The following is a 13878-nucleotide window of genomic DNA, read 5'->3' as shown; positions in this document are numbered from 1 at the left end:
TTAATTGCTTTCTGGCAAAATATTTCTATGCAATATAGCTTTCAGTGCTATTTCTTTTTTACAGTAGCGCTTGAGTCGATGCAGGCTAGAAATTCTCATTATTTACCTACTTAATCATTTTTTATCAGAATTAAGGGTGGTTTGTCAAGCGGTCTCGCCTTTCACAGGCTGGGAGGGCGATCGGCAAGCGAGGCTAAAGCGGCACCCGGATCGGGCTGTTTGACTAGAGATTCGCCGATGAGAACGGCTTCGGCGCCTGCGGTGGCAAGTTTAGCTAGGTCGTCGGGAGTGTGGATTCCTGACTCGCTGACGATGAGGATGCCTTTTGCTTGGATTTCGGTTTGTCGATCGGCTAATAGTTGAGCGGTAGTTTCTAGGCTGACGGAAAAGTCTGCTAGGTTGCGGTTGTTGATACCGATCAGGTTGACGCCTTCTAGGGTTAATACTCGATCGAGTTCTTCGAGAGTGTGAACTTCTATTAAAGCTGTCATGCCCAATGTCTTGACAATTTTCACAAAGTATTGTAAGTCTTTGTCAGATAGAATAGCTGCGATTAAAAGTACAGCATCGGCACCGTGAATCCGGGCGAGATAGATTTGGTAGGGATAGATAATAAACTCTTTGCAAAGTAAGGGTAAATCGACGGCGGCACGGATTTTAGCGAGGTTGTCGAAGCTGCCTTGAAAGAACTTTTCATCGGTGAGTACGGAGATGCAACTGGCGCCGTTTTGTTGGTAAGCTAGGGCGATCGCCACTGGGTCGAAATCTTCGCGAATTACGCCTTTGCTGGGAGAAGCTTTTTTAACTTCGGCGATGATAGCGGGTGTGGTTTTGCCGTTTTTAAGGGCGGCAAGAAAGTCGCGGATGGGCGGTGCAAACGGGAGTTTTTTGTGAAGATCGGCTAATGGGGTGCGATCGCGCTTTTGGGCCACTTCAGCTTCTTTTTCCCAGACGATTTCTTCGAGGATGTGCTGGGGTTCGGCGTCGGGTACGGCGATTTGGTAGCTGAGGTAGAGTACGGAGACGGATGTGCTGGGGGGACGACGGCGGATTTGAAGCATGATAGGGGGATAAAGGGCGATCGTAACAAGTTTCAACGTATTATATAATGGTTACAGTAAATCCTCCTAGCCTGAGAGCTAATGCGTGCCAGCTAAAGATATTTATCACGATACAGTTAAGCGTGCCTTACAAAAGGATGGTTGGATAATTACTCACGATCCATTTCCCCTGCAAATTGGCCGCAAGCGTTTATCTGCCGACCTGGGTGCAGAGCGTCTAATTAATGCCGAAAAAGGAACCCAAAAAATTGTTGTTGAGGTCAAAAGTTTTGTGGGACGATCGGATGTAAAAGATTTGGAGCAGGCTTTGGGGCAGTACGTTCTTTACCGCCAAGTGCTTAATGAAATGCGGATCGATAGAAGTCTCTATTTGGCAATTTCTCAACCTATTTTTAATAGCGTATTTACCATTGAATTAGGACAATTGTTATTAAAAAATCAGATTATAAAACTGATTGTTTTTGATGATAAAAGTGAGGCGATAGTTCAATGGATACCCGATTAAGATACCAAGAAATTATCAAAACCATACTGCAAGAACACGCCAACTACCGCGCTGCCATACCTGACGGATATAATTCCCAAGTTCTCTTTGATGATGAACGAGGAAGCTACTTAGTCTTGGATATTGGTTGGAATGAGGCCAAATACCTTCACGCCACACCAATTCACCTCGATTTAATCGGCGATAAAATCTGGATTCAATATGATGATACCGAAGAAGGAGTGGCGACGGATTTACTGGCAGCCGGTATTCCTAAAGAAGACATTGTACTCGGTTTTCGCCATCCTAATGTGCGACAATATACTGAATTTGGAACGGGTTTGAGTGGTAAAGATGAAGGAAATGTTCCGGAAGCGGCTGTTGTTATGCAGTCAGCCTAAGTAGAGGACGGAGACTGAGGTGCTGGGGGGACGACGGCGGATTTGAAGCATGATAGGGGGATAAAGGGCGATCGTAACAAGTTTCTATTATATAAGGTCGCTCGCCCTTTTCAATTTATGATAAAATGCGATTAACTAAGTATTCGGAGATAAACCGATGCAATTAGAAGACTATTTTGAATTTCTCGACCCCGATGACATCCGCATCAAAGGACATCGGATCGGCATCGACGATGTAATTAAATATTACTTGGATGGATATTCGCCAGACCAAATTCTGGAAGAATTACCAAGTTTGAATTTAGAGAAGATTTACGCGACGCTAACTTATTATCTGCAAAATCGGAGGCAGATGGATGCTTATATGTTGCGGCTGGCGAAGTGGCGGGAAGAACGCTATCAGGAATGGTTGGCTAAGGAACCTTCTGATGTAGTAAAGCGTGTAAGAGCAATCAAAGCACAGCGAGAACAGGAGTTACTTCTACTCAAGTGAAAATTCGTTTTTTACTCGATGAAAATTTGCCACCTAAGCTGAAAAGTGCTGTTTTAAAACTCCAGCCGGAGATAGATATTTTGCGGGTGGGCGACGCCAATGCACCGCCATTAGGAACCCTCGATCCAGAAATCATCAGCTATTTGGAATCATCGCAAAGGCTATTGGTAACGGATAACCGCAAAAGTATTCCCGGACATTTGGAGGAATATTGGGCAACGGGAGGACAAATTTGGGGACTGTTTTGGGTGCGTCCAAGTGCAAGTTTAGGCAGATGGGCAGAAGAAATTGTGATAGTTTGGGAGACTTCGGAAGCTGAAGAATGGATTGATAAATTGGATTGGATTCCCTTATAAAAAATTGTTGTAAAATGCCTGAAGCTTAGCTATCCTGTAGGGAATCGCACATTTTGCCGCTAAAATCCCTTCGCTAACCCGCAAGTCCGCCGGGGGTTGAAAACCCCCGTCTCATAGCAAAAGTCCTCTAAAAGAGGACTGAAAAGCCAATTCAATAAACAAAGGTCGATCGCGCATTCCCAAATTTTACCAAAAGGTCGATCGCACATTTCTAAATTCAAGATAATTCGCTTGACGACAATATAATTTTTTCTTACTCACCGTTGGGGCGGGAATAGTTAGTTTTGACATACTCTTTTAGTAGCGGTGCAAGGGTAAAAAATGTGCGATCGCCCTCCGGGATTTTTTCAACTAATGAACGCCGTCCCAAGGATTGCATAACTTGCAAAAATTGCGATCGAGATAATTGCAGATTCTCTGGCACTTTTGAGAGGGAAACAGGCGCGGTTTCACTCGCTAGCCATGACATTACCTGTTTCTCCGACTCGGATAAGCGATTAAATGGCTGATGCAGTAAAGATTCTAAATCACCTAAAAATAGTGTATCATCCGACAAAAATTCCGATAGGCTGCCGTTAAACAAATCTTGAATCATTGTAGCAACTATTTTTAACCACAAGGGATTGCCTCTGTATTGTTCAATTAGTTCAGATAATTTTGCATCTTCAGTTAAACCTTTTTCTCTGATAATTTCCCCCGCTGCTGCACCTAAACCATTCAGTTGTAATGAGCGAATCGGCTGGTTTTTGCCTTCTAATGCGGCGATTTCTCTGGGTGTTTCCGAACCTATCAGGATTAAACAACTATTGTGAGATAATTCTCCTACCTGTCTGAAGAGTGTGCCGTAATCTTCATATCCAGGTTTATAATTGCCAGCAAATTGTCCGCTGCTATTTACCATTTGTACGTCATCGAGTATCAGCAGACAGCGGTATTTTTGCAAGTAGTTCAGTAGGGGCAAACCCCCCGTGGTTGCCCCTTCTTCTGGGAAGGGGGCGGGCACGGGGGCACCGCCCCTACTGAAGGCGGGCACGCCGTCGGCATTTGGGGCGGGCACGGGGGCACCGCCCCTACTGAAGAATTGAATTATATTTTTTTGAAGTGTTGACAGGGGTGGAGATGTGGCGAGACTTCGCCAGATGACGAAATCAAATTCATGTTTGATTTGTTCTACTAGGTTTACGGCGAGTGCGGTTTTGCCAATGCCGACTATGCCTAGTATGGCGAGTAGGCGGGTGTTTTCGTGGATAATCCACTGTTTGAGGGTAGCGAGTTCGGATGTGCGATCGTAGAAAATGCCAGACTTAGGCATTTCAGCTAAAAATTGACGAGATTTTGGTTCAGTGTTGCCTTTGTTTAGAGGTTCTTCATCGGTTGGTGAGGTGGGTAATTTTGGGGACTGTGAACTATTTTCACAGAAGTTGACGTTACCAATGTGTACAAAATCTTTATAGAAGTTCCCGAAACTTGAGAATTTTAATCGCTCGAGTGTGACTCTAAAATTTGATTTATTGACTTCTTCACCTAATAATTCTGATAGTAGCTTCCAGAATTCAGATGCAATATCCTTGATGTGACCTTCACTACAGTGAGATTCATCTGCTATTTTCGAGTATTTCTGACCTTGTAAAGTTCCCCGCAGTATCACCTCTTGCAGATTGTCTAAGTGTTTTCCCGTATTAATAAAAACTAGGTCGTCGGCAAGTTTTAAGACTTCTTGAACGTCCATAGGTCGGGTTAATGCTGGGGTTTTGCCTATTATATCCTACTCGATCCGACTTTTTCCGACCCGATCGAGTTTCTCCAGCTTTTTCTGGCGTGGGTAAATGGCAAATGATATAAAAGTGCCTACTTTTTCCGATTTTTTCCGACTGGACAAGACTGAGATTTTAGAGTCACAATCATATTTAAGAGGCACTATTATAGCTTTCCCATAGGAAAAAAATGACTACACAAGCATTATCCCTCCCCCAAGCAAACTTAGAAATGGTTCTCTGGCAAGTAGATGCCGATTCAATGAGTAGTAGCGATTTGTATGTCCGGTTAAATGATCTCGGCTTGCCCCACGAAGTCACCATCAGATTGCACGAGTTGGCTACCTACACGAAAAAATCTGGTAACAAAGTTTTGGCTGTAGGGAAAATTATTCTGCTCAAAATTATGGAGTTTGTCAAAGCACATCCTAATTTAGCTACGGGCATTGCTCTAGGAGTTGCTGTGGGACTATTGGTACGTTCAGTACCAGTTATCGGCCCAGTGTTAGCGCCATTGGCAGCAGTGCTAGGTATAACTGTTGGTGCGATCGCTGGACATAGACTAGATCAAGGCTACCGTCAAGTAGATGGGATAGTTGGAGTAGCACAAGACATTATTGAACTCGCCAAATTGTTTTTTCAACTACTGATTGATGTTTTCAATGCAGTTTTTATCAACGTTATTACTGCTTAAATAAGAAAATTTGAAACAATCAGGAGGCTTAATATGTCAGAAAATAAAACAACTCAGGAGCAAATCCTTAAAGCGATCGAGCAATTGGAAAAAAATCCAGATGATAAACTCGGAATTTTAGCTGATATTGGGATTGGTGTGGTAGGTGCTGGTGCTGCTGCGGGTGCTGTTGCGGCTTTCGGCGGTACATCCATATTATTTGGGCTAATAGCGGTTGCACCCCCAGTAGGATTGGTTGTTGGCGGTGCAGCATTAGGTGCAGCAGCTCTCGTTGGAGCAAAGAGGATCTTCTTGGATGGCACTTTCAACGAAGGGAAACAAGCAGAAATACTCAAACAGTTAAAAAAACAGCTAGAAGAGGTTGAAGCAAAAGAAAGAGCATCTCAGGTTAGAGACAGTGACAAGACAAAATTTATCGTTTCCTTGAAAGAACCAGTTAGGCTTAATCTAATTACCCCTCAAAGGGCTCAGGATTTAATGAGGGCTGTCGAAAGTGGTCAAATACCTATCACAGAGGCAATTAAGATGGTTCACGCTATAGTTGAAGCAGCTAAACCCCAGTAGTCTTTTAAATCCACGACCTGAGAATGCTAAGCATAGGCTATGTTGTTCTGGTATTTCTGATAATTGACTTAGCTGCTGAAAGAGCGATCGCCCTTATATTATTGAGGTGCGATCGCTCTTTTTTTTGCTCTTCAGTAGTTAATATGCTAAATGAATAGCTGGCGCCAGGAAAGAAAGACAAATGAAGCTAGGAAAATAGCTGGGAGAGTCATTACCGGGGTTGACAGAGGAAGCTCATTTATTATTAAATATAAGCAAAAGCTAGAGGGGTGAGGTGGATTGAACAGCCATGAGAACGAAAAAGGAGATAAAGTTTTTAACAGAGCTGTTGAATATAGAGGGAATAAAAGTAATCTCACATCGCCAGTATGAAGGGATTGGAATAATTTTACAGGTGGAAGGAATCGGTAAGGAAAGTAACTGTCCACGTTGTGGAAAAAAAAGTCATAGATTACATCAAAATCATAGATACCTAGTCAAAGATTTACCTTGGGGAGAGAACTTCGTATTTTTAGAAATCAACCGACGACAGTTTAAGTGTGAAAAATGTCTCAAGCCATTTAGTGAAGAGTTGGAGTTGGTCAAAAAAAGAAGAACCTATACGAAACGGCTAGCAAGAGCAATAATCCAAGAAGTGTTAGAGAATGATATCCACAGCGTAGCGAAAAAAGGGGTCGTGACAACAGAAGAAATAGAAAGGATGTTAAAAGACGCATCGAAAGAATACTTAAAAGCCCAGCCTAGCGAGTTGAAGAGATTAGGGATAGATGAAATAGCTCTAATTAAAGGAAAAGTAAATTACTGTGCAGTATTAATAGATTTAGAGAAGTCTAAGCTAATCGCGATATTGGCAGGAAGGAAACAAGAAGAAATTAAGGAAGTAATGCTCGGATGGGGTAAAGAAGTATTAGAGCAAATAGAAGAAGTAAGTATAGATTTGTGGAAAAGTTACAGAAATGTAGTGAGAGAGTTGATGCCAAATGCTCAGGTGGTCGCCGACAGATTTCATGTAATGGCACAAATAAATAAGGAATTAGATGCCCAAAGGAAGGGAGAGAAGAGACAGGTAGAAGATTTAATTAAAAAAGCAGAATCGTCAGAAGAAAAAGCAGACCCGGAGAAAGTTTTAGAAGCATTGAAGAAAAGTAAATATGTGTTATTGAAGAACCAATCAGATATAAATGAAGAGCAAAAAGCTAAACTAATGCAAGTTAAAGATGTATTTTTTACTCTCAAAACTATGCTTGAATTAAAAGAAGAAATTAGAAGAATTTTCGATCGGGCTAATAATTGGTTAGTCGGTTTGTGGCAAGTGGGAAGATGGTTGTCAAGAGCTAAAAAATATTTTACCGATAGTCAGAACACTATTATTCGTTGGCTAGATGAGATTATTGCTTACTTCGATTATAAGACTACCAGTGGTGTTGTCGAAGGCATCAACAATAAACTCAAGTTGATTAAACGTTCGGCTTACGGATTTAGAAACTTTGAAAACTTCCGAGTTAGATGTTTGCTTACTTGGCAGTTTGATTGTTAGTTTAGCATACTAGCTAATGAAGAGCCAAAAATCCTCACCCGTTAGCAGCAGCAAAGGAATGGAGACAGAATTGCCGACTTACTTAAACAGCAAGTTTTAAATCTGCTAGCTGTCGCAAAGACAATGAACTGAACTCGCGCGCGCGCCCAAGTCCGAGAAAAAAAACTCGCCTCCCCTTGACAAGTCATACTCGTTATGAGTACGCTATAATAAGCAAAGGAATTGAACCCAAGTACCTAAGAATTTAAAATCATGCTGACGAACCAAGAAGGTCAAAGAGTACCCAAAGTCACCTTTCGCACTCGCAAAGACAACGAGTGGGTGGATGTCACCACCGATGATATATTTGCAGGTAAAACCGTAGTAGTGTTCTCGCTGCCGGGAGCTTTTACTCCCACTTGTTCGTCAACGCACCTCCCCGGTTACAACGAATTGGCGAAAGTTTTTAAAGAAAACGGCGTAGATGAAATCGTTTGCATTTCCGTCAATGACACCTTTGTGATGAACGAGTGGGCAAAAGACCAAGAATCAGACAATGTGACGTTAATTCCCGACGGTAACGGCGAATTTACTCAAGGCATGGGAATGCTGGTAGACAAAACAGATTTAGGTTTTGGGAAGCGGTCTTGGCGTTATTCGATGCTGGTAAAAGATGGCGTGGTTGAAAAAATGTTTATTGAGCCAGAGGAACCGGGCGACCCTTTCAAAGTGTCCGATGCCGAGACAATGCTCAACTACATCAACTCCGCAGCAACCAAGCCGAAGGTAGTTTCGCTGTTTACAAAAATGGGCTGTCCCTTCTGCGCTAAGGCTAAGGGAATGCTGAGTCAAAAGGGCTTGGATTATGAAGAAATAGTCTTGGGCCGGGAGATCACAACCAAATCGCTCCGCGCTATGACTGGGGCTACAACTGTGCCGCAAGTATTTATCGACGGCAAGTTGATCGGTGGTTCCGAAGCCCTAGAGTCTTATTTGGGTGTTGCTTAGTTAAACCAAAATACTTAGCTTGCAGGTGCACAGTGCACACCTTACTCGTTGTACGGTGTGTACTGTGCGCCTTTGCCGTATTTGGGGATATTTAGCCTCAGCAAACTTCTGAGTCAAAAGTTCGATCGGTCTATTTATCCATTCTCGTGCAACAATTACTGGGGAAGTCATATTAAAAACGCAAGAAATGGGAGTGACCGATCGTGGATTTGAGTTTAGTATCGTCAAATATCTTAAATCCCCCAATATTAGCTTTTTTCATGGGAATGCTGGCAATTTTTCTCAAATCTGATTTAGAAATTCCAGCCCCCATCCCCAAACTGTTTTCGCTGTACCTGCTGTTTGCGATCGGATTTAAAGGCGGCGTCGAACTGTCCAAAAGCGGCATTGACCAGCAAGTTGCCCTGACAATTTTGGCAGCGATGCTGATGTCAATGCTAGTACCAATTTATACTTTTTTCATACTGAGGATCAAACTCGACTCTTACAATGCCGCAGCGATCGCAGCCACCTACGGTTCCATCAGCGCCGTCACATTTATCACCGCAACCTCCTTCCTCACAGCACAGGGCATCGACTTTGACGGTTACATGGTAGCCGCGCTAGCATTAATGGAATCCCCAGCAATTATAGTCGGTCTGATTCTAGTCAGTGTATTTGGCGGGGAAGAAGGAAAACGCGAAATAGTTTGGCCAGAAGTGTTGCAAGAAGCCTTCCTAAACAGTTCTGTTTTTCTGCTGATTGGCAGCCTAATTATGGGCGTACTGACAGGAGAACATGGTTGGGAAGTTATGAGTCCGTTTACTCAAGACTTGTTTTACGGAGTTCTGACTTTTTTCTTGCTAGACATGGGGCTGGTTGCGGCTAGCAGAATTAAAGATTTGCAAGAAGCAGGAGTTTTTCTGATCGGCTTTGCAATCCTAATTCCCATAGTCAACGCAGTAATTGCTTTGGTGATAGCCAAATTAATCGGAATGCCGCAGGGAGACACTTTGCTGTTTGCCGTATTGTGCGCGAGTGCCTCTTATATAGCAGTACCAGCAGCCATGCGCCTAACTGTTCCCGAAGCGAATCCAAGTCTTTACATTTCAACGGCCTTAGCAGTGACATTTCCATTTAATATCATTGTAGGCATTCCCCTGTATCTATACGGAATCAATATGTTTTGGAGGTGAGATGATGGAGTCAGTCAAAAGAGTAGAAATCATAGCCCACTCAGTAGAACTAGGCAAGATTTTAGATGGTTTAGACAAAGCTGGCGTACCCGATTATGCGGTGATTCGTGATGTCGCTGGAAAAAGCACTAGGGATCACGTTTCCCGTGATTCATCAATGACGGCGCTGGATAACATTTATGTGCTTGCTTTTTGTTCACCAGCTCAAGTTTCAGCAGTTGCAGAAAACATTAGACCCGTACTCAATAAATTTGGTGGGTCGTGTTTTATTTCAGATGCGGTGGAATTGCTAATTACTAGGTGCGTTGGGTAGTCATTAGTTATTAGTCATTAGTCATTAGTCATTAGTCATTAGTCATTAGTCATTAGTCATTAGTCATTAGTGCTCATACCACTTCGGAAAATTTGAGCTACACATATAGCAATCCTCGCATCATTTGTGAATTTCTTACTCCCTCCCCGCGAGGTCGGGGAGGGTTGGGGTGGGGTAAAAAATTTACGACTCCTGCAAGGATTCCTATAGATTGTACGCCATAGGTGTATGGACACGGCAGTGCTGTGTCCTTACGCGTATCTGCGACTTTAATCCTAGGCTTTGGTTCCGACAATCGTCACTGGTGAGAATGCTAATCCGTTTCTCCTTTTGGATAAGTTTTTTATTATTACTTTAGGCTGATTTAAAAAATGCAATTTTGAAAATATTTTCTGTCTATTATAGCACTTTTACAAGTTGACAAAAATCAGCCATTAGCCATTAGTCAGCGGTATTTTCAGGATTAATTGCCCTTCCGATCCGGGGCAGAATTCAGAATTCTTAAGAGATAGAAAAGAATCACTGGCAAAAATCCGTTAGCGTGGTAAATTCTAAGCCACCACAGACGATCGCCCGATCGACTAACGAGATTTTCAAGAGGAGTTTAAACATGGCTGCATTAAAAGTTGGCATCAACGGATTTGGTCGCATCGGACGGCTAGTCATGCGTGCCGGCATCAAAAACCCCAACATCCAATTTGTCGGCATTAACGACTTAGTTTCGCCAGAAAACCTGGCTTATCTTTTCAAATACGACTCCACCCACGGCATTTACGACGGCGAAGTTGAAAGCAAACCAGACGGGATTGTCGTTGACGGAAATTTTATCCCCTGTACAGCGATTAGAAATCCTGCCGAATTGCCCTGGGGTAAATCCGGCGCAGATTATGTTGTAGAATCTACCGGATTGTTTACAGATTTTGAAGGCGCATCAAAACACTTGACTGCAGGAGCCAAACGAGTAATACTTTCAGCACCGACAAAAGACCCGGAAAAAGTTCCAACTTTTCTAGTAGGCGTCAACCACCACAAATTTGACCCGACAAAAGATACGGTTGTTTCTAATGCTAGCTGTACGACGAATTGTTTAGCACCAATTGCCAAAGTTATTAACGATAACTTCGGATTGGAAGAAGGTTTAATGACGACAGTTCACGCAATGACAGCTACTCAACCAACTGTAGACGGGCCCAGCCAAAAAGATTGGCGGGGAGGACGCGGTGCGGCTCAAAATATTATTCCATCTTCGACCGGTGCAGCGAAAGCTGTTACTTTGGTGTTGCCAGAATTGAAAGGAAAATTGACGGGAATGGCTTTGCGGGTGCCAACTCCCGACGTGTCTGTAGTTGACCTTACTTTCAAAACGGCGAAGGAAACTAGCTATAAAGAAATTTGCGAGGCAATGAAAAAAGCTTCGGAGGGCGAACTCAAAGGCATTCTTGGATATACTGAGGATGCGGTGGTTTCGACGGATTTTCAGGGCGACGCGCGATCGAGCATTTTCGATGCAGGTGCGGGAATTGAACTGAATTCTAAGTTTTTCAAAGTTGTTTCCTGGTACGACAACGAGTGGGGTTATTCTAGTCGCGTGATTGACTTAATGCTGTCTATGGCCGAGAAAGACGGAATTTTGAATAATTAATTTTTTGTGGGGTGACAGTTTGGGCGGACTCGCGTGCCCAACCCCTACTCCCCACAAACAAATTCCTAGGATTTTTTGTGGAACGGGCATCTTGCCCGTTCCTGAGATTAGTACCTAATGTGAGTTAAACTTTTTTTGTTTCCGATTCGATCGCGCTCATGTCTGAATTACCACCGCTGAATAACGAAACTATTTGGGCTATTCTCAACGAAGAAATCGACGATGCTGCCGTCAATCAGCTAGTTTGGCAGTATCTGGGCTACCGCTGGGATGCCGAGACTGGCAAATGGAACAGTGCAGGTGTTGCAGCCGAGTGGCGTCAAGAGTACCCGGAACCGCCGGATTTTATCGATTCTAGGCCGGCGACGGTGAAATTGACTCGATCGACTCCTCCAGAAAACAAGCAGTTGCTGAAGGAAAAATTAGGCTTTAAAGGCTATAAAATTGGGGAATTTGGGCCGAGACAGACTCGCAGGGCGACGATGGCTAATTGGCTGATGGGTTTTATGGAAGCTGGGGGGTAAACACTAAAAACCACCAATTCCAACCTCCTCACCCCCAACCCTGACATCGGACTGTTCCTTAAAGTATCCTAGAGTCGGCACAAAACAACTGTGAGGTAAGCTTTATGAAAACAACCACCATATCTCGCTTAACCAGCATTTCCCTCGCTACCCTAATGCTAACAGGCGTTTCAGTCAATGCGATCGCCACACCAGCCAGCACCCAACCAGCAACCCAACTCGCCCAAGCAACTGCCAAAAAGCGCCTCGTCGTCATGGACTTCGACTACGGCCCCACCAACAGCTATTACACTTCCTACAGGGGAGTCGGCGCCGCCAAAGGCATCAGCGAACTGCTAATCAACGAACTCGTCAACAACGGCACTTATACAGTAGTCGATCGCAGCAAACTCGAACAAGTGCTCAAACAGCAAAATCGCAGCGGTGCGATGGATGCCGGGACAGCAGCCGAAATTGGCAAACAATTAGGAGTTGACGCCGTGCTCATCGGCACCATTACCAAGTTTAATATCGACAAACAATCCGGCGGCGGCAGTTTCATGGGAATCGGCGCCGGTTCACAAAAAACCAAAGCTACCGTTCAAATAGATGTGCGGTTAATCGGTACAGCTTCGGGAGATATTCTTGCCACTGCCAAAGCAGTAGGAGAAGCAGATCAAAGCGCTTCTAATATTTCCGTTAGGGGTATTGGCGGCAATTCCAGCAATAGCAATGAAGACTCACTTTTGAGCGAGGCAGTTGACAAAGCCGTCTCCCAAATGGTGACTAAACTGGCAGAAGTATCTAACAAATTAGGTTAGCAATCAGGCATCATCTCAAATATGCTGATACCAAATCCGGCTTAAATATCCCCTCGATCTCGCTTGTCTGTTTGAGGCTACGTCGTGTCGCGTAAACTCCGGCAGACTTTATTTGTAGAGTTTGAGGCCAAAAGGTTTCAACCGCCTCCTTGATAAAGGGACTAATAAACCCGGATTTGGTATTAATTATTTTCCGGGCGATTGTGCTAACAGATTTGATATAAGCGAAGGATTTTAAAATCGAATTCAATTAACTAGAAAGCCAACGCTTCAGCCTTGTTTTGCTGGTTCTTCCTGCACCTACCAATCGACTCAACCCAGGTACACGGTCAAACCACTTAGGACTGATGTCACTACGGGAACTCCTTTGCCACCCCAGGTTTGGAGAAGCAATCAAGGTGACAACATCGGGATTTTGAGATCGGAAAGTAGAATAAGCTCCGTCGAGGTGCATCGGGCCGCCGTCGGGATGTCCCGGAGGTCGCTGTTGCAGTTCTTCCAGAAACCGCAGGAGGCGATCGAAAATCCTGCCATTTACAGCGTAAAAATGAGCGGTCATCAGCCCCTCAGAAAAGGGTACGAGGGCGACAGGAGACTTTTGTTCAACCTCTTCGACGTGTCCGAAGTAGACGAAATCCCAATCTTGCTGACACAGTTGTTCGAGGATAACAGCTTGGTCTGTTCTGAACTTTGCTGAAATTTCTAGGTCGTCTTCTACAATCAAAATATTGCTAAACCGCTTGTCTTTTGCCTGCTTGAGGATAGCTAAATGACTGTAAAAGCATCCCCTCGCCCCAATGCTGGGGAAACCTCCAGCTTCGTCGGGGCGGATTGCGGGAAATATCTCAACCTTATGGGGCGTGAGGGGCATTCCTGCTTTCTCTAATTCCTTGACTATGAGTTGCCGTCGGTCTTTCCTTTCAGGGAGATTTACCGCATAAACTCCCTGGAAATAGTCTGTAATTTTCGTCATAGTTTGATCGGGAATCAAGAAGTTGATGAATCTTCGGCTTGAGCGGCCTCAAATTTTATTTGAGCTCTGTGTATGCCTTAAACTATTATATTTTTAGCAAGCTGCATCTTCCATTTTCCT

At 43.9% G+C, this 13878-nt stretch carries 16 protein-coding genes; 13 read left to right on the top strand and 3 right to left on the bottom strand.

Going from position 1 to position 13878, the window contains the following annotated elements; all coding sequences use genetic code 11:
• Positions 1–161: 161 nt before the first annotated feature.
• Positions 162–1061 carry an indole-3-glycerol phosphate synthase TrpC gene (trpC, locus tag QUB26_RS02110; protein WP_333239473.1) on the bottom strand — a complete coding sequence of 300 codons (900 nt, stop codon included), beginning with the start codon at positions 1059–1061 and terminating at the stop codon, positions 162–164.
• An 85-nt stretch (positions 1062–1146) separates the two neighbouring features.
• On the opposite strand from trpC, the gene QUB26_RS02105 reads away from it, so the two are divergent.
• The 4 genes from QUB26_RS02105 to QUB26_RS02090 all read left to right on the top strand — a co-directional run bounded on the left by QUB26_RS02105 (position 1147) and on the right by QUB26_RS02090 (position 2795).
• Positions 1147–1566 (top strand): element excision factor XisH family protein, encoded by a 420-nt coding sequence (locus QUB26_RS02105; RefSeq protein WP_333239333.1) that lies wholly within the window; start codon positions 1147–1149, stop codon positions 1564–1566.
• Positions 1551–1946 (top strand): XisI protein, encoded by a 396-nt coding sequence (locus QUB26_RS02100; RefSeq protein ID WP_333239335.1) that lies wholly within the window; start codon positions 1551–1553, stop codon positions 1944–1946. Before QUB26_RS02105 ends, QUB26_RS02100 begins: the two co-directional genes overlap by 16 nt.
• Positions 1947–2103: 157 nt before the next feature.
• Complete coding sequence (locus QUB26_RS02095; RefSeq protein WP_333090952.1) at positions 2104–2439, top strand: DUF433 domain-containing protein; 336 nt, start codon at positions 2104–2106, stop codon at positions 2437–2439.
• Entirely contained in the window at positions 2436–2795 is a 360-nt protein-coding gene (locus tag QUB26_RS02090) for a DUF5615 family PIN-like protein (RefSeq protein WP_333204798.1), read from the top strand. The genes QUB26_RS02095 and QUB26_RS02090 overlap by 4 nt, the downstream gene beginning before the upstream one ends.
• A gap of 253 nt (positions 2796–3048) precedes the next feature.
• On the opposite strand, the gene QUB26_RS02085 is transcribed toward QUB26_RS02090, so the two are convergent.
• A complete protein-coding gene (locus QUB26_RS02085) occupies positions 3049–4524 on the bottom strand; it encodes an NB-ARC domain-containing protein (RefSeq protein WP_333239337.1) in 1476 nt (491 codons plus the stop codon).
• A 215-nt stretch (positions 4525–4739) separates the two neighbouring features.
• Here QUB26_RS02085 and QUB26_RS02080 point away from each other — a divergent pair, with 215 nt between their 5' ends.
• The 9 genes from QUB26_RS02080 to QUB26_RS02040 all read left to right on the top strand — a co-directional run bounded on the left by QUB26_RS02080 (position 4740) and on the right by QUB26_RS02040 (position 12785).
• A complete protein-coding gene (locus QUB26_RS02080; RefSeq protein WP_333316351.1) occupies positions 4740–5243 on the top strand; it encodes a hypothetical protein in 504 nt (167 codons plus the stop codon).
• Between the two features lie 33 nt (positions 5244–5276).
• Positions 5277–5807: a hypothetical protein gene (locus tag QUB26_RS02075; RefSeq protein WP_333316349.1), complete on the top strand. Its 531-nt coding sequence runs from the start codon at positions 5277–5279 to the stop codon at positions 5805–5807.
• Between the two features lie 289 nt (positions 5808–6096).
• Positions 6097–7344 (top strand): ISL3 family transposase, encoded by a 1248-nt coding sequence (locus QUB26_RS02070; RefSeq protein ID WP_333316347.1) that lies wholly within the window; start codon positions 6097–6099, stop codon positions 7342–7344.
• A gap of 252 nt (positions 7345–7596) precedes the next feature.
• Entirely contained in the window at positions 7597–8331 is a 735-nt protein-coding gene (locus QUB26_RS02065) for a glutathione peroxidase (RefSeq protein WP_333239345.1), read from the top strand.
• 203 nt (positions 8332–8534) lie between these two features.
• Entirely contained in the window at positions 8535–9506 is a 972-nt protein-coding gene (locus QUB26_RS02060; protein WP_333239347.1) for a sodium-dependent bicarbonate transport family permease, read from the top strand.
• A 1-nt stretch (position 9507) separates the two neighbouring features.
• The gene (locus QUB26_RS02055) at positions 9508–9819 is read left to right on the top strand and encodes a P-II family nitrogen regulator (protein WP_333055079.1); all 312 of its coding nucleotides are present in this window, start codon (positions 9508–9510) and stop codon (positions 9817–9819) included.
• 610 nt (positions 9820–10429) lie between these two features.
• Positions 10430–11461: a type I glyceraldehyde-3-phosphate dehydrogenase gene (gene gap, locus QUB26_RS02050; protein ID WP_333316345.1), complete on the top strand. Its 1032-nt coding sequence runs from the start codon at positions 10430–10432 to the stop codon at positions 11459–11461.
• 158 nt (positions 11462–11619) lie between these two features.
• Entirely contained in the window at positions 11620–11985 is a 366-nt protein-coding gene (locus tag QUB26_RS02045; RefSeq protein WP_333239349.1) for a DUF1823 family protein, read from the top strand.
• A 104-nt stretch (positions 11986–12089) separates the two neighbouring features.
• Complete coding sequence (locus QUB26_RS02040) at positions 12090–12785, top strand: LPS assembly lipoprotein LptE (protein ID WP_333239351.1); 696 nt, start codon at positions 12090–12092, stop codon at positions 12783–12785.
• A 250-nt stretch (positions 12786–13035) separates the two neighbouring features.
• Here the strand turns inward: QUB26_RS02040 and QUB26_RS02035 are convergent, their stop codons facing one another.
• Positions 13036–13758, bottom strand: coding sequence for a glycosyltransferase family 25 protein (locus tag QUB26_RS02035; protein WP_333316343.1), 723 nt, complete (start codon positions 13756–13758; stop codon positions 13036–13038).
• Positions 13759–13878 lie beyond the last annotated feature (120 nt).

The sequence above is a fragment of the Microcoleus sp. B4-C1 genome (assembly GCF_036705285.1).
Classification (GTDB): Bacteria; Cyanobacteriota; Cyanobacteriia; order Cyanobacteriales; family Microcoleaceae; genus Microcoleus.
Note: the sequence above shows the minus strand (reverse complement) of the source record. Positions and strands in the feature narration are given on the sequence as shown.